Annotated in this window: 17 protein-coding genes; 13 read left to right on the top strand and 4 right to left on the bottom strand. The window is 56.6% G+C overall.

Annotated elements, in window-relative coordinates:
- Positions 1-39 precede the first annotated feature (39 nt).
- Entirely contained in the window at positions 40-1,065 is a 1,026-nt protein-coding gene (locus AUC60_RS14780; RefSeq protein WP_087268685.1) for an aminoglycoside phosphotransferase family protein, read from the bottom strand.
- Between the two features lie 129 nt (positions 1,066-1,194).
- Between AUC60_RS14780 and AUC60_RS14775 the strand changes: the two genes are divergently transcribed.
- The 11 genes from AUC60_RS14775 to AUC60_RS14725 all read left to right on the top strand — a co-directional run bounded on the left by AUC60_RS14775 (position 1,195) and on the right by AUC60_RS14725 (position 15,382).
- Positions 1,195-3,972, top strand: a complete 2,778-nt coding sequence (locus AUC60_RS14775) for an LPS-assembly protein LptD (protein ID WP_087268682.1) — start codon at positions 1,195-1,197, stop codon at positions 3,970-3,972.
- Complete coding sequence (surA, locus tag AUC60_RS14770; protein WP_167384353.1) at positions 3,953-5,275, top strand: peptidylprolyl isomerase SurA; 1,323 nt, start codon at positions 3,953-3,955, stop codon at positions 5,273-5,275. Before AUC60_RS14775 ends, surA begins: the two co-directional genes overlap by 20 nt.
- On the top strand, positions 5,272-6,261 hold the full coding sequence (gene pdxA, locus AUC60_RS14765; RefSeq protein ID WP_087268676.1) for a 4-hydroxythreonine-4-phosphate dehydrogenase PdxA: 990 nt from the start codon (positions 5,272-5,274) through the stop codon (positions 6,259-6,261). The genes surA and pdxA overlap by 4 nt, the downstream gene beginning before the upstream one ends.
- Positions 6,258-7,064 (top strand): 16S rRNA (adenine(1518)-N(6)/adenine(1519)-N(6))-dimethyltransferase RsmA, encoded by an 807-nt coding sequence (gene rsmA, locus AUC60_RS14760; protein ID WP_087268674.1) that lies wholly within the window; start codon positions 6,258-6,260, stop codon positions 7,062-7,064. Before pdxA ends, rsmA begins: the two co-directional genes overlap by 4 nt.
- Positions 7,065-7,178: 114 nt before the next feature.
- Positions 7,179-7,559, top strand: a complete 381-nt coding sequence (gene apaG, locus AUC60_RS14755; RefSeq protein ID WP_087268671.1) for a Co2+/Mg2+ efflux protein ApaG — start codon at positions 7,179-7,181, stop codon at positions 7,557-7,559.
- A complete protein-coding gene (locus AUC60_RS14750) occupies positions 7,559-8,440 on the top strand; it encodes a symmetrical bis(5'-nucleosyl)-tetraphosphatase (RefSeq protein WP_087268668.1) in 882 nt (293 codons plus the stop codon). The genes apaG and AUC60_RS14750 overlap by 1 nt, the downstream gene beginning before the upstream one ends.
- Before the next feature lie 125 nt (positions 8,441-8,565).
- Entirely contained in the window at positions 8,566-8,886 is a 321-nt protein-coding gene (gene glpE / locus AUC60_RS14745; protein WP_087268666.1) for a thiosulfate sulfurtransferase GlpE, read from the top strand.
- A 286-nt stretch (positions 8,887-9,172) separates the two neighbouring features.
- Positions 9,173-11,095, top strand: coding sequence for a PrkA family serine protein kinase (locus tag AUC60_RS14740; protein ID WP_087268663.1), 1,923 nt, complete (start codon positions 9,173-9,175; stop codon positions 11,093-11,095).
- A gap of 117 nt (positions 11,096-11,212) precedes the next feature.
- Entirely contained in the window at positions 11,213-12,484 is a 1,272-nt protein-coding gene (locus AUC60_RS14735; protein WP_087268659.1) for a YeaH/YhbH family protein, read from the top strand.
- Positions 12,481-14,043 (top strand): SpoVR family protein, encoded by a 1,563-nt coding sequence (locus AUC60_RS14730; RefSeq protein ID WP_087268656.1) that lies wholly within the window; start codon positions 12,481-12,483, stop codon positions 14,041-14,043. The genes AUC60_RS14735 and AUC60_RS14730 overlap by 4 nt, the downstream gene beginning before the upstream one ends.
- A gap of 109 nt (positions 14,044-14,152) precedes the next feature.
- Positions 14,153-15,382 carry a multifunctional CCA addition/repair protein gene (locus tag AUC60_RS14725; RefSeq protein ID WP_087268653.1) on the top strand — a complete coding sequence of 410 codons (1,230 nt, stop codon included), beginning with the start codon at positions 14,153-14,155 and terminating at the stop codon, positions 15,380-15,382.
- A 92-nt stretch (positions 15,383-15,474) separates the two neighbouring features.
- Here the strand turns inward: AUC60_RS14725 and folK are convergent, their stop codons facing one another.
- On the bottom strand, positions 15,475-15,999 hold the full coding sequence (gene folK / locus AUC60_RS14720; protein ID WP_087268650.1) for a 2-amino-4-hydroxy-6-hydroxymethyldihydropteridine diphosphokinase: 525 nt from the start codon (positions 15,997-15,999) through the stop codon (positions 15,475-15,477).
- Positions 15,990-16,343 carry a dihydroneopterin aldolase gene (folB, locus tag AUC60_RS14715; RefSeq protein ID WP_087268647.1) on the bottom strand — a complete coding sequence of 118 codons (354 nt, stop codon included), beginning with the start codon at positions 16,341-16,343 and terminating at the stop codon, positions 15,990-15,992. Before folB ends, folK begins: the two co-directional genes overlap by 10 nt.
- A 74-nt stretch (positions 16,344-16,417) precedes the next feature.
- Here folB and plsY point away from each other — a divergent pair, with 74 nt between their 5' ends.
- The gene (gene plsY / locus AUC60_RS14710) at positions 16,418-16,987 is read left to right on the top strand and encodes a glycerol-3-phosphate 1-O-acyltransferase PlsY (RefSeq protein ID WP_087268643.1); all 570 of its coding nucleotides are present in this window, start codon (positions 16,418-16,420) and stop codon (positions 16,985-16,987) included.
- A gap of 20 nt (positions 16,988-17,007) precedes the next feature.
- On the opposite strand, the gene tsaD is transcribed toward plsY, so the two are convergent.
- Positions 17,008-18,045 carry a tRNA (adenosine(37)-N6)-threonylcarbamoyltransferase complex transferase subunit TsaD gene (gene tsaD / locus AUC60_RS14705; protein ID WP_087268639.1) on the bottom strand — a complete coding sequence of 346 codons (1,038 nt, stop codon included), beginning with the start codon at positions 18,043-18,045 and terminating at the stop codon, positions 17,008-17,010.
- A gap of 198 nt (positions 18,046-18,243) precedes the next feature.
- Here tsaD and rpsU point away from each other — a divergent pair, with 198 nt between their 5' ends.
- A complete protein-coding gene (gene rpsU, locus AUC60_RS14700) occupies positions 18,244-18,459 on the top strand; it encodes a 30S ribosomal protein S21 (protein WP_002551877.1) in 216 nt (71 codons plus the stop codon).
- Positions 18,460-18,682 lie beyond the last annotated feature (223 nt).

The following is an 18,682-nucleotide window of genomic DNA, read 5'->3' as shown; positions in this document are numbered from 1 at the left end:
AACCTTATTTTAGTAACGACTCTAATTTCGCGAAGCGATTCAGACTGATCCGCCTACCGGTCGCTGAAGGCTGCTCAGCAGATCTGCCAATTCAGCCAATTCGGGACGCCGCTTCAGTACGGCCTCTATATAAGCGAAGAAGCGCGGGACATCCGTCAGATAGCGAGGTTTGCCGTCACGATGGCAAATACGGGCGAAGATACCGATGACTTTCAAATGCCGCTGCACGCCCATCAGATCGCTAGCACGCATGAATGCCTCGAAATCGTCCTGAACGGGAATGCCCAGCCCACGCGCCTTGTCCCAGTAACTCTTCAGCCACGCGTGGACACGCTCCTCAGGCCAGCTCAGAAATGCGTCTTTGAACAGGCATGTCACGTCGTAAGTGACCGGCCCGTAGACCGCATCCTGGAAATCCAGCACTCCCGGATTGGGTTCGCTGAGCATCAGATTCCGAGGCATAAAGTCGCGATGCACCAGCACTTTGGGCTGCGCCAGCGCGCTCTCGATCAACAGGTCACTGACACGCTGCCAGCTCGCGAGCTGTTGTTGGTCAAACTCGATTCCAAGATGCTTGCGGACATACCACTCAGGAAACAACTCAAGTTCGCGACGTAGCAAGGCGACGTCATAACTGGGTAGCGGCGCATCCATCGGCAACTGCTGATAAGCCAGCAGCGCATCAAAAGCATCGGCAAACAGCGAGTCCGCATTGTGCTCGTCAATAACGTCGAGATAGGTTTTTCGTCCGAGATCGTTCAGCAGTAAAAAGCCTTGAGCGAGATCTTCGGCATAAATTTCAGGAACATTAATCCCTGATCTGGCTAACAAATGAGCGATATCTACAAACGGTTTACAGTTTTCCTGAGGTGGAGGAGCGTCCATCACAATAAAAGTTCGCTCACCGCCCTCCCAACGAAAATAACGTCGGAAACTGGCATCGCTACTGGCCGCAGTCAATGTGGCCGGGGGTATCGCGCCCCATCCTTGAGCCAGGAAGAGCGCAGGAAGCTGCTCATCGAGCCAAGTTTTCAGGTGTTGCAGGCGTACATCTTGATCTGGCATTGCAAGGGTCTCCGACGGCGCTAGCCGTCAAGCGGGTCATGCTTTATTATCCGACATCTTTTTCAGCCCATCGAGAGGCGTGCGGCCCCCCCGCGGGCAGATGGCGCGCAGGAAGCCCGGACTAATAAGATGGCATTGAAATCCCCCGCGTTTCGTAAAAAATTTCCGTTGCTCGTAACCGGCAGTTTGCTGGCGATGCAACCTCTAGCCACTCAGTTCGTGGTTGCCGCGGAACAGTATGACTGCTCAGTCTCTGCTTCGGGTGCCTGGAATTGTGCGCCGAAAACCAATGCAGTCGAGCTGCCTCCGCGTCCAGTGCATAGCGCTACGTCGGTCAGCTCCAATGGCACGGTTACGTCGGACAGTAGCTCCACCAGCGAACCGGCCGTGGCCAAGACCCAGTTGGTGACCGAAGCCAAAGGGCGCGGCCTCAAGTCGCGTAGTGCTGACTACAGCCACCTGGACTGGGTTCCTCGCGAAAGCCTGACGCCTGCGCAGCTGGCAGAAACCGGGCCTTACTGCTCCGGGGCCTATGTCGAGCCGATCCGTCCTGGCATGGATGACAAGACGCCAATGAAAGAGGCTCCGATGTTCATCGGTGCCAAGGCCTCTCGTTATCAGCAAGAAGAACAGATCGCCTCGCTGGCCGGTGACGTCGTCATGCGCCAGGGCAGCATGCAGGTACAGGCCCAGGAGGCCAACCTGTATCAGGCTGAGAACCGCGGCGAGTTGAACGGTGATGTTCGCATGCGCGACAACGGCGCACTCATCGTCGGCGACCGTGCCCAGTTGCAGCTGGACACCGGCGAAGCGCAGATCGATAACGCCGAGTACGTGCTGCACAAGTCGAACGTGCGCGGTAACGCCCTGTACGCCAAGCGTGCCGAGAACGCGATTATTCGCCTCAAGGACGGTACGTACACCACGTGCGAACCGAGCAGCAATGCCTGGACGCTCAAAGGTAACAACATCACGCTGAACCCGGCCACCGGTTTCGGTACTGCGACCAACGCCACCCTTCGGGTTAAAGACATACCGGTGTTCTACACCCCGTATATCTACTTCCCGATCGATGACCGTCGTCAGTCAGGCTTCCTGCCGCCGTCCATCGGCACCAGCAGCGACACCGGCCTGATGCTGGTCACGCCTTACTACTTCAACCTGGCACCGAACTACGATGCCACGCTCTATCCTCGTTACATGTCCAAGCGTGGCATGTTGATGGAAGGCGAATTCCGCTACCTGACCAAAACCAGCGAAGGTCAGTTTGGCGGCGCGTACCTCAATGACGATGATGACGAGCGTAAACTGCAAACAGATTACGAAGACACTCGCTGGATGCTCAACTGGCAGCACAAGGGTGGCCTGGATTCCCGTTGGCTGACCGAAGTTGACTACACCGACATCAGTGATCCGTATTACTTCCAGGATCTGGAAACCGATCAGATCGGTGTTGAGTCCCGCAACTACCTCAACCAGCAGGGCGCTCTGACCTACCGTGGCGATACCTTCACGGCTCGGCTCAATGCCCAGGCCTACAAGCTGGCGACGATTTCGGATATCACACCGTACAACCGCTTGCCGCAGATCACCTTCAAAGGTTCTCTGCCGTACCACCCGGCAGGCTTGCAGTTTGACTATGAGACTGAAGCCGTACGTTTTGACCGGGACCTTGAAACCGGCAATTTCGTGAACAGAGATGGAAACATCGAACGCCGTCTCGACCAAAACGTACAAGGTCTTGCGCGCGCCAACGGTGATCGCCTGAATCTGGCACCGTCAGTCAGCCTGCCCATGAACTGGTCGTATGGCTTCCTGACGCCAAAACTGAAATACGTCTATACCCAGTACGATCTGGATCTGGACGGCAGGGGCAAGCAAAGCCTGCTGGCTGATGAGGAATACAACAGCAGCGAAAGCCGTAGCGTTCCTGTATTCAGTGTCGACAGCGGCCTGTACTTCGACCGCAACACCCAGTTGTTCGGCACAAACTATCGCCAGACCCTGGAGCCGCGCCTTTTCTATCTCTATGTTCCCGAGAAAGACCAGACCGATATCCCGGTGTTCGACAGCTCTGAGACCACGTTCAATTATGGCTCGCTGTTCCGCGACAACCGCTTTGTAGGCTCTGACCGCATCGGTGACGAGAACAAACTGTCGCTGGGCGTAACTAATCGCTGGATTGAAGACAACGGTTTCGAACGTCAGCGTTTCAGCATCGGCCAAGCGCTCTACTTCAAGGATCGTCGCGTTCAGCTTCCAGGCGTCGACTGGAGAACCCGCGACGACGCCCAGGCAAATGTGTCGCCATACGCGCTGGAATATGAATACCGTTTCAACCGCGACTGGCGCTTCAATTCCGACTTCAACTGGGATCCGGATAGCCACAGCACTCGCTCCGGCAGTGCCATGTTCCACTACCAGCCAGAAGACAACGTAAACAAGGTTGTCAACCTGGGCTACCGCTACCGTAATGACCTGGTCCGCTATGACCAGAACACCGGTCGGTGGAACGTGGGTGGTGGGGATTACGGCACTCCGGGACAACCGGGCTACGTGAAGGACTACTACAAGATCCAGCAACATGACTTCTCGGTCATCTGGCCAATCGTTCCTCAGTGGAACGCAATCAGCCGCTGGCAGTTTGATTACAACCGCAATCGCACGATCGATGCTTTTGGCGGCTTCGAATATGACAACTGCTGCTGGAAACTACGCCTGATCAGCCGTTACTGGATTGATTACGACGAATACAGCCAGAACGAGCCAGAGAACGAAAAAGGCGACCATGGCGTATTCCTACAAATTGTGTTGAAGGGACTTGGTGGCGTTACCGGCGCCAAAGTAGAAAGTTTCCTCGACAAAGGCATCGAAGGTTATCGTGAACGTGAAGACCAAGCTTTCTGATTGTCTGCGCCCGCTGTTGCTGGGCGCGTTGTTCCTGGGGACTGCAGCGAATGCTGCAGTCCAGCAACTGGACAGTGTGGCGGCCATCGTCGATAACGACGTGATCATGAAGAGCCAAGTAGACCAACGTGTCCGCGAAGTTCAACAGACCATCGCCAAACGCGGCTCGGGTGTTCCGCCCGCCGAGGCACTGCAGCCACAGGTTCTGGAACGTCTGATTCTGGAAAACCTGCAACTGCAACTGGGCGACCGCGCCGGTATTCGCATCACTGATGAAGAGCTGAACCAGGCGATCGGCACCATTGCTGAACGTAACAACATGAGCGTGGAACAATTCCGCGCCGCGTTGGCCCATGACGGTCTCTCCTATAACGACGCTCGCGAGCAGGTTCGTCGGGAAATGATCATCAGCCGGGTACGTCAACGCCGTGTAGCCGAGCGTATTCAGGTGTCGGAGCAGGAAGTAAAAAACTTCCTCGCTTCCGACTTGGGCAAGGCTCAGTTGTCCGAAGAGTTTCATTTGGCAAACATCCTGATTCCTACACCCGACAGCGCATCGTCGGATCAGATTCAGGCGGCAGCTCGCAAGGCACAGGATCTGTACAGCAAGCTCAAGCAAGGCGCTGACTTCGGTCAGGCGGCAATTGCCAACTCAGCCAGCGAAAGCGCACTTGAAGGCGGCGACATGGGCTGGCGTAAAGCAGCTCAACTGCCACCTCCATTTGGCGACATGCTGGGTTCGATGCCGGTTGGCGACATTACGCCTCCGGCCCGAACTCCTGGCGGCTTCATTATCCTCAAGCTACTGGAAAAACGTGGCGGCCAGGGTCAGGCACAGATGCGCGACGAAGTACACGTGCGTCATATCCTGATCAAGCCGAGCGAAATTCGTAGCGAAGAAGAGACCAGGCGTCTGGCGCAAAAAATCTACGACCGCATAGAGAATGGCGATAACTTCGCCGATCTTGCAAAAAGCTTTTCGGAAGATCCAGGCTCGGCACTCAACGGTGGCGACCTGAACTGGGTAGACCCGAACTCGTTGGTTCCGGAGTTTCGTCAGGTCATGAACGACACGCCACAAGGCACCTTGTCCAAGCCGTTCAAGACTGCCTATGGCTGGCACGTACTGGAAGTTCTGGGCCGTCGCGCCACGGACGCTACCAGTCAGGCACGCGACCAGCAGGCCCTGATGGTATTGCGCAACCGCAAGTATGACGAAGAGCTGCAAACCTGGTTGCGTCAGATCCGTGACGAAGCCTACGTCGAGATCAAACTCCCTGGCGCAGCCCAGGCTGCTCAGTGAAACCCAAGCGTTTTGCACTGACACCCGGCGAGCCGGCCGGCATTGGTCCCGACCTTTGCCTGCTGCTCGCCACGCAGCCTCAGCCATACCCCCTTATTGCAATCACCAACCGTGACCTGCTCTCCGAGCGGGCCACGCAGTTAGGCGTGGCTGTTGATCTGATCAACGTAACGCCAGATGCGTTCCCGGACACAGCAGCTCCCGCTGGCAGCCTTTACGTCTGGGATACGCCACTGCAGGAACCGGTGATCGCAGGTCAACTGAACAAAGCCAATGGCGCGTTCGTCCTGCAAACCCTGACCCGCGCGGGCCAAGGCTGCATGGACGGCCTCTTCGCCGGGATGATCACCGCCCCGGTGCACAAAGGCGTGATCAACGAAAGCGGCATCGCCTTTTCAGGCCATACCGAGTTTCTTGCTGAACTGACCGAGACCGAGCAAGTGGTGATGATGCTGGCGACCGGCAATCTGCGTGTTGCACTGGTCACCACTCACCTTCCACTGCGCGAAGTAGCCGACGCCATTACCGCTGAACGCCTGGAGCGCGTGACACGCATCCTGCACGCGGATCTGGTACACAAGTTCGGCATTGCCCGTCCGCGCATTCTGGTCTGCGGGCTAAACCCCCATGCAGGCGAAAGCGGGCATCTGGGGCGCGAAGAAATCGACATCATTGAACCTGCTTTGGAGCGTCTGCGCAGCGAGGGCCTGGATCTACGCGGGCCACTGCCAGCCGACACTCTATTTACCCCCAAATATCTGGAGCACTGCGACGCAGTGCTGGCGATGTACCACGACCAAGGCTTGCCTGTACTCAAATACAAAGGCTTCGGCGCTGCCGTCAATGTGACCCTCGGCCTGCCGATTGTTCGTACTTCTGTCGATCACGGCACTGCGCTGGATCTGGCAGGTACCGGCAACATCGACACTGGCAGTCTGCGAGTCGCTCTGGAAACCGCCTACCAGATGGCCGAGACTCATTCATGACCGAGCAATTCCAACACAAGGCGCGCAAGCGCTTCGGACAAAACTTTCTGCATGATGCGGGTGTGATCGACAAGATCCTGCGAGCCATCCGTGCTCGCCCGGAAGATCGCCTCCTTGAGATCGGGCCTGGGCAGGGAGCCCTGACTCAGGGCCTGCTCGGCAGCGGCGCACAACTGGACGTCGTGGAACTGGACAAAGACCTGATCCCGATCCTGATCCACCAGTTTGGCAACAAGCCCAACTTCAACCTGCATCAGGGCGATGCACTGAAGTTCGACTTCACCAGCCTCAACGCGCCGGCCAACAGCCTGCGCGTGGTCGGTAACCTGCCATACAACATCTCCACGCCATTGATTTTCCACCTGCTGCACAACGCGAACCTGATTCGTGACATGCACTTCATGTTGCAGAAGGAAGTAGTTGAGCGGATGGCTGCGGTGCCTGGTGGCGGTGACTACGGTCGCCTTTCGATCATGGTTCAGTACCACTGCCGGGTAGAGCATCTGTTCAATGTCGGTCCGGGCGCTTTCAACCCCCCGCCTAAAGTCGACTCGGCGATTGTTCGCCTGGTGCCTCATGAAACACTGCCGCACCCGGCCAAGGATCACCGCCTGCTTGAGCGCGTAGTGCGTGAAGCGTTCAACCAGCGCCGCAAGACACTGCGTAACACACTCAAGCTGCTGCTCAGCAGCGATGAAATTACCGCCGCTGGCGTCGATGGCAGCTTGCGCCCCGAGCAACTGGATCTGGCCGCGTTCGTTCGCCTTGCGGACAAGCTCAGCGAGAAACCGGACCAGGCCTAAGCTTGCAGGGCATGTAGATGATCAAAGTCCGATTGGTCATTTATCGTTTACATGTCCTAGACTGATTCCACCGGCTTTCCGATTTTATCCGCATCCGCTTCCAAGGCCTAACGCATGCCCGATCCCCGATACCAGGTCGACGTCAGTGTCGTCACCCGCTTCCTGGCAGAGCAGTCACAACCCGAACAGAATCGCTTTGCCTTTGCCTACACCGTCACCGTGCACAACAGTGGCGATCTCCCTGCCAAACTGATGTCCCGACACTGGGTCATCACCGATGGCGATGGCCACGTCGAAGAAGTCCGCGGCGAGGGCGTTGTAGGGCAACAGCCGTTGATTGATGCAGGTAAGAGCCATACCTACAGCAGCGGCACCGTCATGACGACCAAAGTCGGCAACATGCAGGGCACGTATCAAATGCTCGCTGACGACGGCAAACGCTTTGATGCGGTCATCGCACCGTTTCGCCTAGCGGTACCAGGGTCTCTTCACTGATGGCGGTATATGCCGTTGGTGACCTGCAAGGTTGCCTCGAACCGCTGCAATGCCTGCTGGAACATGTGAATTTCGACCCGGCCAGGGATCGTCTATGGCTGGTGGGCGATCTGGTCAACCGCGGGCCTCAGTCACTGGAAACCCTGCGCTTTCTGTACAGCATCCGCGACTCAGTCACCTGCGTGCTCGGCAACCACGATCTGCATATGCTCGCTGCTTCACGCAGTATCGAGCGCCTGAAGAAAGGCGATACCCTGCGCGACATTCTCCAGGCACCTGATCGCGACGATCTGCTGCAATGGGTGCGTCAGCAGAAACTGCTGCACTACGATGCCGAGCGCAACGTTGCAATGGCCCACGCAGGGATCCCTCCACAGTGGTCATTGAAGAAAGCCCTAAAGCTCGCCGCTGAGGTTGAAGCTGCTTTGCTCGATGATGCCCTCTATCAGCCTTTCCTTGACGGAATGTATGGCAACGAGCCAAACAAGTGGGACAGCGACCTGCATGGCGTTGCCCGACTGCGGGTCATCACCAATTATTTCACCCGCATGCGATTCTGCACCAGCGACGGCAAGCTGGACCTCAAAGGCAAGGAAGGCGTCGAGACCGCCCTGCCCGGCTATGCACCATGGTTCAAGCATCAGGACCGCAGGACACGCGATGTGAAAATCATCTTCGGTCACTGGGCCGCGCTGGAGGGCCGTTGCGATGAGCCCAATGTTTACGCCCTGGACACCGGCTGTGTATGGGGCTCGGCGATGACGATGCTTAACGTCGATACCCTGGAGCGGTATCTTTGCGACTGCGATGATCACGGCAATGCCGAATCCGGGGCGACCCGGACCATTCTGCATGACCCGACGGGCGTGATCAGGCGCTAAACTTAATGCAACTAACTGTAGGAGCCGCTGAAGGCTGCGAAAGCGGCATATCTGCACACCCCCATTCCCAGCCTTCGACAGCGCCTGCAGAATCAGCCCCCAGACAACCTTCAAAGGAGCCAACCATGACCGAATTCAAACGCATCCCGCCAGAACAGGCTCAAGCTCTGCGCGAGCAAGGTGCAGTGCTGGTGGACGTTCGCGATCCACAAGCTTTCGCAGGTAACCACATCCCCGACTCCCAGCATCTGGATAACCATTCCATTGCCGACTTCATTCGCAATGCAGATCTGGATAAACCCGTCGTGGTGGTCTGCTACCACGGCAACTCCAGCCAGAGCGCTGCTGCCTATCTGGTGAACCAGGGTTTCTCAGACGTTTACAGCATGGACGGTGGTTTTGAGCTGTGGCGCAGCACCTTTCCGAGCGAAACAGCCCAAGGCTGACAGAAAAATTTTTTATTTCAGTTGATCCCGCGTCCTGCGCGGGTTCGCGGCCTAACTGACAGACGGTCAGCCAGTCTTTCTGCTCATCCCTTCTTTATCTTTCCGATTCCGAACTATCCTTAGCCTCAGGCCATCCGTAATCAGGGGAGAGCCGGTACACCGGCGCGTGGGTCATCGGTAGTTACTTTTATGGTGTTTGGGGGGTAAACGGCATCTGGATCCTCAGCTGCTGCCAACATCGACTGACGATCCGCCGCCGGCTCTACGTATCGAGCGAGGTGACGTCATGAGTATCTTTAGCCACTTCCAACAACGCTTTGAATCGACACGGCAGGAGGAGCTCTCCTTACAGGAGTATCTAGAGCTCTGTAAGCAGGATCGCAGCGCCTATGCGTCTGCGGCAGAAAGACTGTTGCTTGCTATCGGCGAGCCAGAGTTGGTTGATACCTCGACCAACTCCAGGCTATCGAGGATCTTTTCCAACAAGGTTATCCGCCGTTACCCGGCCTTTGCCGACTTCCATGGGATGGAAGAGTGCATTGACCAGATCGTCTCGTACTTCCGCCATGCCGCTCAGGGCCTGGAAGAGAAGAAACAGATCCTTTATCTGCTCGGCCCGGTGGGTGGCGGTAAGTCATCGCTGGCTGAAAAACTCAAACAACTGATCGAAAAAGTCCCGTTCTACGCGATCAAGGGCTCGCCGGTCTTCGAATCTCCGCTCGGGCTGTTCAATGCAACCGAAGACGGTGCGATTCTCGAAGAAGACTTTGGCATCCCGCGTCGCTATCTGAGCACCATCATGTCGCCATGGGCGACCAAACGTCTGGCTGAGTTCGGGGGCGACATCAGCCAGTTCAAAGTGGTCAAACTCTATCCATCGATTCTCAACCAGATCGCCGTAGCCAAAACCGAGCCTGGCGACGAGAACAACCAGGACATTTCCGCTCTGGTGGGTAAAGTCGATATCCGCAAACTTGAGGAGTACCCACAGAACGACGCCGACGCTTACAGCTACTCTGGCGCGCTGTGCCGGGCCAACCAGGGCCTGATGGAATTCGTCGAAATGTTCAAAGCGCCGATCAAGGTGCTTCACCCCCTGCTCACCGCCACCCAGGAAGGTAACTACAACAGTACCGAAGGCCTGGGCGCGATTCCGTTTACCGGCATTCTGCTGGCCCACTCCAACGAATCGGAATGGCACAGCTTCCGCAACAACAAGAACAACGAAGCCTTTATCGACCGGATCTACATCGTCAAGGTGCCGTACTGCCTGCGTGTGAGCGATGAGATCAAGATTTACGACAAGCTTCTGTTCAACAGCTCGCTGTCCAAAGCCCATTGCGCGCCCGACACACTGAAAATGCTGGCGCAGTTCACCACCCTGTCGCGCCTCAAGGAGCCGGACAACTCCAACATCTATTCCAAGATGCGTGTGTATGACGGAGAGAACCTCAAGGATACCGATCCAAAGGCCAAGTCGATTCAGGAGTACCGCGACAGCGCAGGCGTCGACGAAGGCATGAACGGCTTGTCCACGCGCTTTGCGTTCAAGATCCTCTCCAAGGTGTTCAACTTCGACCCCCATGAGGTCGCCGCCAACCCGGTGCACTTGCTCTACGTGCTGGAGCAGCAGATTGAGCAAGAGCAATTCCAGGCTGAAACCCGCGAGCGCTATCTGCGCTTCATCAAGGAATACCTGGCACCGCGCTACATCGAGTTCATCGGTAAGGAAATCCAGACCGCGTACCTGGAGTCCTACAGCGAATACGGACAAAACATCTTTGACCGCTACGTGCTGTACGCGGACTTCTGGATTCAGGATCAGGAGTATCGCGATCCGGAAACAGGAGAGATCCTCAATCGGGTAGCCCTGAACGAAGAACTGGAAAAAATCGAGAAGCCAGCAGGCATCAGCAATCCGAAGGATTTCCGTAACGAGATCGTGAACTTCGTATTGCGTGCCCGCGCCAACAACAACGGCAAAAACCCAACCTGGCTCAGCTACGAGAAGCTGCGTGTAGTCATCGAGAAGAAAATGTTCTCCAACACCGAGGACCTGCTTCCGGTTATCAGCTTCAACGCGAAAGCCAGCAAGGAGGATCAACAGAAACATAACGACTTCGTTACCAGAATGGTCGAGCGGGGCTACACCGACAAACAGGTACGGCTTCTTTCCGAATGGTACCTACGGGTCCGGAAGTCGCAGTAGAGCAGCCACAAGCGTCAAGCTACAGGCTGCAAGACAGAGGCGTGTGAACCTGATATCCGGGATTGCTTCTACTTGCAGCTTGCAGCTCATAACTTGAAGCTGCCCGGAGGGCTCCAGATGAGCTATGTGATCGACCGACGTCTCAATGGCAAGAACAAGAGCACGGTAAACCGCCAGCGTTTTTTGCGGCGTTACCGTGACCACATCAAAAAAGCAGTCGAAGAAGCCGTCAGCCGCCGCTCCATCACCGATATGGAACATGGCGAGCAAATCAGCATTCCCGGTCGCGACATCGACGAACCGGTGCTTCATCACGGTCGTGGCGGCAAGCAGACCGTGGTTCACCCTGGTAACAAGGAATTCACCTCAGGTGAGCACATTGCGCGCCCGCAAGGTGGCGGTGGAGGAAAAGGGCCGGGCAAAGCCAGTAACTCCGGCGAAGGCATGGATGAGTTCGTTTTTCAGATTACTCAGGAAGAGTTTCTGGAATTCATGTTCGAAGACCTCGAACTGCCCAACCTGGTCAAACGCAATCTGACCGGCACCGATACATTCAAGACAGTGCGCGCCGGGATCAGCAACGAGGGCAACCCCTCGCGCATCAATATCATCCGCACTCTGCGTTCCGCTCACGCGCGTCGCATTGCCCTGTCCGGCAGCAGCCGGGCCAAACTCAAAGAGGCGATCAGCGAACTTGATCGACTCAAGCGTGAAGAGCCCGACAACTTCGGCGACATTCAGGAGCTTGAAGTCGAGATCGATCGCCTGAAGGCCCGTATCCGGCGCGTGCCGTATCTGGACACCTTCGACCTCAAGTACAACCTGCTGGTCAAACAACCCAACCCCAGCTCCAAAGCGGTGATGTTCTGCCTGATGGACGTCTCCGGCTCCATGACACAGGCGACCAAAGATATCGCCAAACGCTTCTTCATCCTGTTGTACCTGTTCCTCAAACGTAACTACGACAAGATCGAAGTTGTGTTCATCCGCCATCACACCAGCGCCCGGGAAGTCGACGAAGAAGAGTTCTTCTATTCGCGGGAAACCGGCGGCACCATCGTATCCAGCGCCCTCAAGCTGATGCAGGAAATCATGGCGGAGCGTTATCCCACCAACGAGTGGAATATCTACGCTGCTCAGGCATCCGACGGCGACAACTGGAACGACGACTCGCCCATTTGCCGCGACATCCTGATCAAGCAGATCATGCCGTTTGTGCAGTACTACACGTACGTGGAAATCACACCACGTGAACATCAGGCCTTGTGGTTCGAATATGAGCGGATCGGTGAAGCGTTCGCCGACACGTTTGCCCAGCAGCAGCTGGTCTCTGCCGGTGATATCTATCCGGTATTCCGTGAACTCTTCCAGCGCAGGTTAGTGACATGACCGCTAGAGAGCAGAAGCGCCAACCCCTGTCCACGGGCTCAGAGTGGACGTTCGAACTTATCCAGGCTTACGACCGCGAAATCAGCCGCATCGCGGAGCGCTATGCCCTGGATACCTATCCCAACCAGATTGAAGTCATCACGGCTGAACAGATGATGGATGCCTATGCTTCAGTGGGTATGCCCTTGGGCTATCACCACTGGTCCTACGGCAAACACTTTCTGAGCACAGAGAAATCCTACTCTCGGGGACAGATGGGTCTGGCCTACGAAATCGTCATCAACTCTGACCCGTGTATCGCTTACCTGATGGAAGAGAACACCATCTGCATGCAGGCACTGGTAGTGGCCCACGCTTGCTATGGGCACAACAGTTTCTTCAAGGGTAACTACCTGTTCAGGACCTGGACCGACGCCAGCTCGATCATCGATTACCTGGTGTTTGCCAAGCAGTACATCATGCAATGCGAAGAGCGCCACGGCATCGACGCGGTCGAAGACCTGCTCGACTCCTGCCACGCGCTGATGAACTACGGCGTGGATCGCTACAAGCGCCCTTACCCGATCTCTGCCGAAGAGGAACGCCGTCGTCAGAAAGATCGGGAAGAGCACTTACAGAAACAGATCAATGATCTGTGGCGCACTATTCCTAAAAACGCCGACAAGAACAGTAAAGAGGACAACGCTCGCTTCCCCGCCGAACCGCAGGAAAACATCCTGTACTTCATCGAAAAACACGCACCGCTGCTGGAGCCATGGCAGCGTGAAATCGTACGCATCGTGCGCAAGATTGCGCAGTACTTCTACCCGCAGCGCCAGACTCAGGTCATGAACGAAGGCTGGGCGACGTTCTGGCACTACACGTTGATGAACGACCTGTATGACGAAGGCCTGGTCACCGACGGCTTCATGATGGAGTTCCTGACCTCACATACCAGCGTCATCTATCAGCCGGGTTTCGACAGCCCTTACTACAGCGGCATCAACCCCTACACGCTGGGGTTTGCCATGTACCGCGACATACGCCGTATGTGCGAGGAGCCTACCGAGGAAGATTACCGCTGGTTCCCCGAGATTGCTGGCACAGACTGGCTCACGGCAGTGAAGTTCGCCATGAGCAGTTTCAAGGACGAGAGCTTTATTCTGCAGTACCTGTCACCCAAGGTAATCCGTGATCTGAAACTGTTCAGCATCATGGACGACGATCAGAAGGACGACTTGCTGGTGCCTGCAATACATGACGAACCGGGCTACCGGATCATTCGTGAAACCCTTGCCGCACAGTACAACCTGGGCAATCGCGAACCCAACGTGCAGATTTACAGCATCGACCGCCGCGGCGACCGCTCACTCACCCTTCGCCATCAACAGCACGACCGCAAGCCGCTGGGTGAATCTACCGATGAGGTACTTAAACATCTGCACCGGCTTTGGGGCTTTGATATCCATCTGGAAACCCTGCAAGGTGACCAGGTCATGAAAACTCATCATGTCCCGCCCAAAGGCGAACATGCTGACAGTGAATATCCCCGGCTCGATTTGGCGGTAGTGCATCTCTAGCAAGCGGGCGTCATGGGGGTATTTATTTAACACCCCGTGACTATTGATTCGTTTTTACCTCCGCAAGAGCGATGCAAGGTTTATCCTGTCGCGCTTACGGAGGTTTTTTATGCAGATCTATAAAGTCGGTGGCGCCGTGCGCGACCGCCTGCTGGGCAAACCGGTTACCGATGTCGATTGGGTGGTTGTTGGCGCAACTACCGACGAAATGCTGATCAAGGGCTATCGCCCTGTGGGTACAGACTTCCCGGTTTTTCTCCATCCACTGACGGGCGAGGAATACGCCCTGGCCCGCACCGAACGTAAAAGCGGACGCGGCTACGGCGGATTTGTATTTCATGCCAGCCCGGACGTGACCCTCGAGGATGACCTGATCCGTCGGGATCTGACCATCAACGCTATCGCCGAAGACAGGGAAGGCAACCTGACCGATCCCTATGGCGGTCAGCGCGACCTTGAAGCGCGGATATTACGCCACGTTTCACCCGCTTTCGCCGAAGATCCGCTCAGAGTACTGCGCGTTGCCCGCTTCGCCGCACGCTACGCACCTGAAGGCTTCAGCATCGCCCCTGAAACCCTGGAATTGATGCGCCAGCTCAGCGAATCAGGCGAGCTTGACGCGCTGACGCCGGAGCGCAGCTGGAAGGAAATTTCCCGCGCCCTCGTGGAAAGCCAGCCACAAGTGTTCATCAAGGTACTGCGTGATTGCGCAGCCCTGAAAGAGCTTATGCCGGAAGTGGACGCACTGTTCGGCGTCCCTCAGCCGCCCGCCCATCACCCGGAAATCGACACCGGCGAGCATGTGCTGAGCGTTCTGCAACAGGCGGCCCTCCATCAACAACCGCTGAGCGTGCGCTGGGCCTGTTTGCTACACGACTTGGGGAAAGGCCTGACGCCTGAAGAAGAGTGGCCGAGACATATCGCCCACGAACACACTGGCTTGCGCTTGATCAAGGAAGTAAATACTCGCTTCAAGGTGCCGCGCGACTGTCAGGAGTTGGCGTTGCTCGTTGGCCAGTACCACACCCATGGACACCGGGCATTAGAGCTGAAGCCTTCGACAGTGCTCGACTTGCTGCACAGTTTTGACGTCTATCGTCGACCTCAGCGCTTCGAGGATTTCATCATCGCCTGCGAAATGGACGCCCGAGGCCGCCACGGCTTTGAGCAACGCGATTACCCGCAAGCAAACTACCTGCGTGGCGCGGCTGAAGCGGCGCGAGCGGTGTCGGTACAGCCGCTGATCGAGAAGGGTTTGAAAGGACAGGAGCTGGGTGAAGCTCTCAAAGGCGAACGCCTGGATGCGCTGAAGGTTTACAAGGCGCAGTACAACAGTTGAGATTGATTTGATCTTCTGTAGGGGCTGCCGAAGGCTGCGAAAACGATATACCTGATCCATCGCGTTCGCGGCCTCGGCAGCTCCTACAACATTCAGCTATCCAGCAAGCTCTGCGGCGTCAGCTGTGTTTCGCGCCACTCAAACGCCACCGGCCACAGCTGCTGCTTGATCTGCGCATTAGCCCAAAGCTGCTTGAAAGAAACTCCAGCCTCAGGATGCACACGATCCGGGGCGATCAGCGAGAGCGGCCACAGCACGAAAGCGTTCTTGAGAATCTCGGCACGAGGCAGGATCAAACCGTCGAAGCTACCCACCTGATCGCCATACAGCAGCACGTCGATATCCAGCGGAAGACCCTTGCGATCAGGGGCATAACGGCCGTTATCGGCTTCGATAAATTTCAGACGGCGGTCCAGCTCCATCAACGGCAGCGCAGTCAATCCGGTTACCACCAGATTGAAGAACAGACCGCTCTTGATTCCAACAGGCTGACTTTCAAAAACCGGGGAACAGACGATTTCACTGACGAAGCCATCCAGCGCTTCCAGCCCCGCGGTCAGGTGCTTCTCGCGCTCGATGTTACTGCCTAAACCAAGGTAAACCCGTGTCAGCGACATCCGCGCTCGATCTCCACGCCGACACCAGCAGCGGCCGCAACAGCGCCGGGCTTGGTCAGCTTCAAGTGCAGCCAGGGAATCTGAAACTCATGCATGAGCACTTCCGCCAACCGCTCGGCAAAGGTCTCTACCAGTTGAAATTGCGCCTTTTCGGCAAAGTCCAGAATGCGCGTGGATACACTGGCGTAGTCGAGTGCCTTGCTCAGGTCGTCCCCAGCAGCAGCCGGCCGATTGTCCCAGGCAAAGCTCAGGTCCAGACGCAGGCACTGACGAATGCCCCGCTCCCAGTCGTAAGCACCGATAACGGTATCGACTTCCAGACCCTCAATGAAAACTCTGTCCAAACACCACTCTCCACTGCACGACAAGGGCGCGATGCGCCGTTAGAATCAGGGCTTCCCAGCCCGGAATAGTTAGCATGTTTTGGTTACTGGCGATTTTCGCCTACCTGCTTGGCTCACTGTCCTTCGCCATTCTCCTGAGCCGCCTCACTGGCAGCCCGGACCCGCGCGCCAGCGGTTCTGGCAATGCAGGCGCGACCAACATGTTGCGACTGGCCGGTAAAAAACTCGCGATACTGACCCTGCTCGGCGACCTGTGCAAAGGCTTACTGCCTGTACTGATCGCCAATCTGGACGGGATGGACCCCAGAGCGCAGGCCTGGATTGGACTCTGCGCGGTATTGGGCCATCTATTCCCGCTTTACTTTCGCTTCCGCGGTGGCAAAGGCGTCGCCACCGCTGCCGGAATGTTGCTGGGCCTGTATCCGCCCGCAGCCGCCCTGGCAATCTGCGCATGGGCATTGGTGTTCTACTTGACCCGCACCAGCTCGATCGCTGCGCTGATCGCCACTCCGCTGACGTTGCCACTGCTGGCCTGGCAGGAACCAAGGGCACTGCTGCCGATGACCCTGCTTACCTTACTGATTGTGTGGCGTCATCGGGGCAATCTACGCGACCTGTTTGCCGGGCGCGAACGGCATTTCTGAATCACAGAGGTGAATCCGCTTCACGTTGGCGCGTGCAACCCCTGTAGCTGCTCCATCGGCCAGCGAGCCTGGACGCTGATGCTCAGATCTTCCTTCTGCCCAGCCTGCAAGCGCTGACATCCGGCAAAAGCGATCATCGCGCCGTTATCAGTACAGAATTCAGGACGAGCATAGAAAACATTGCCTTTAAGCTCGCCCAGCATTTTCTCCAGCGAAGCCCGCAAAGACTTGTTGGCGCTCACACCACCAGCAATGACCAGACGCTTCATACCCGTCTGTTTCAATGCCCGCTTGCACTTGATGGTCAAAGTCTCCACCACTGCCTGCTGGAAGGCCAGCGAGATGTCGCAACGAGTCTGCTCGCTGTCGTCTCCAGTGCTTTGGCATTGCTGCCAGGTCGTCAGCGTGGAGGTTTTCAGGCCACTGAAACTGAAATCCAGCCCTGGGCGGTCAGTCATCGGGCGCGGAAAGACGAAACGCCCTGCCACACCTTTAGTCGCCAGTGCCGCAATCTCGGGTCCGCCTGGATACTGCAAGCCCATCATCTTTGCAGTTTTGTCGAAAGCTTCGCCCGCAGCGTCATCAAGCGTCTCGCCCAACAACTCATAAAGGCCAATGCCGTCGACCCGAACCAGTTGCGTGTGCCCACCGGACACCAACAAAGCGACGAACGGAAACTCGGGCGGTTGCGCTTCCAGCATCGGGGCCAGCAAGTGGCCTTCCATGTGGTGCACACCGAGCGCAGGAATGTCCCACGCGAACGCCAGAGCCTGGGCGCACGATGCACCGACCAACAATGCACCTACAAGGCCCGGCCCTGCTGTGTATGCGATAGCATCAATGTCTGTAGTGACAACGCCGGCGTCGGCTATGACCTGACGAATCAGGGGCAACATGCGCTTCACGTGATCACGGGACGCAAGCTCCGGTACCACACCGCCGTAAGCGCGATGCAGGTCGATTTGGCTGAACAATGCATCGGCCAGCAGCCCGCGCTCACTGTCATAAAGCGCGACGCCGGTTTCGTCGCAAGAGGTTTCTAATCCCAGTACTAGCATGGATTTGCGCCTTGTAGAGGCTGAATTCGAAGGCGCGCATAATAGTCGCCACCTGATGCGCCGACCAGCGGTTTTCGATCAGAGGCTTTGCATTCCTCTCAATGAGGGGTTAACATCCGCAACCCTTAAAAACCGACGTACTTATGTGCAGTCTTTGCACGAGACGTTGACCCCGGTAATGAATGAAGGTAGCTCTGGATGCCAGCCGTCAAAGTTAAAGAGAACGAACCCTTCGACGTAGCTCTGCGTCGTTTCAAGCGCTCCTGCGAAAAAGCCGGTGTTCTGGCTGAAGTTCGTAGCCGCGAATTTTACGAGAAGCCTACTTCTGAGCGTAAGCGTAAAGCAGCAGCCGCTGTTAAGCGTCACGCCAAGAAAGTACAGCGCGAACAGCGCCGCGCCGTTCGTCTGTATTAATTTACAGACGTCTGTCGCAAGCTTCTGCAATGCCCGGCCTCAAAGCCGGGCTAGCGGCAGTTAAGGCACAGCATAAGCTACATCGAAGAAGCATACAGATCGCACATGCGCATCTGAAACTTCCTCAAAGCACGTCCCGCCTGAGATTCAGGCCACGTTGATCATGTCTTACGACGAATGCATCAAGGTGAATGACGAGTATGCCTTGATGACCTTCGCAAGA

It is taken from the genome of Pseudomonas caspiana (assembly GCF_002158995.1).
GTDB lineage: Bacteria > Pseudomonadota > Gammaproteobacteria > Pseudomonadales > Pseudomonadaceae > Aquipseudomonas > Aquipseudomonas caspiana.
The sequence above is the reverse complement of the archived record's forward strand: the minus strand, read 5'-3'. Positions and strand labels throughout refer to the sequence as shown.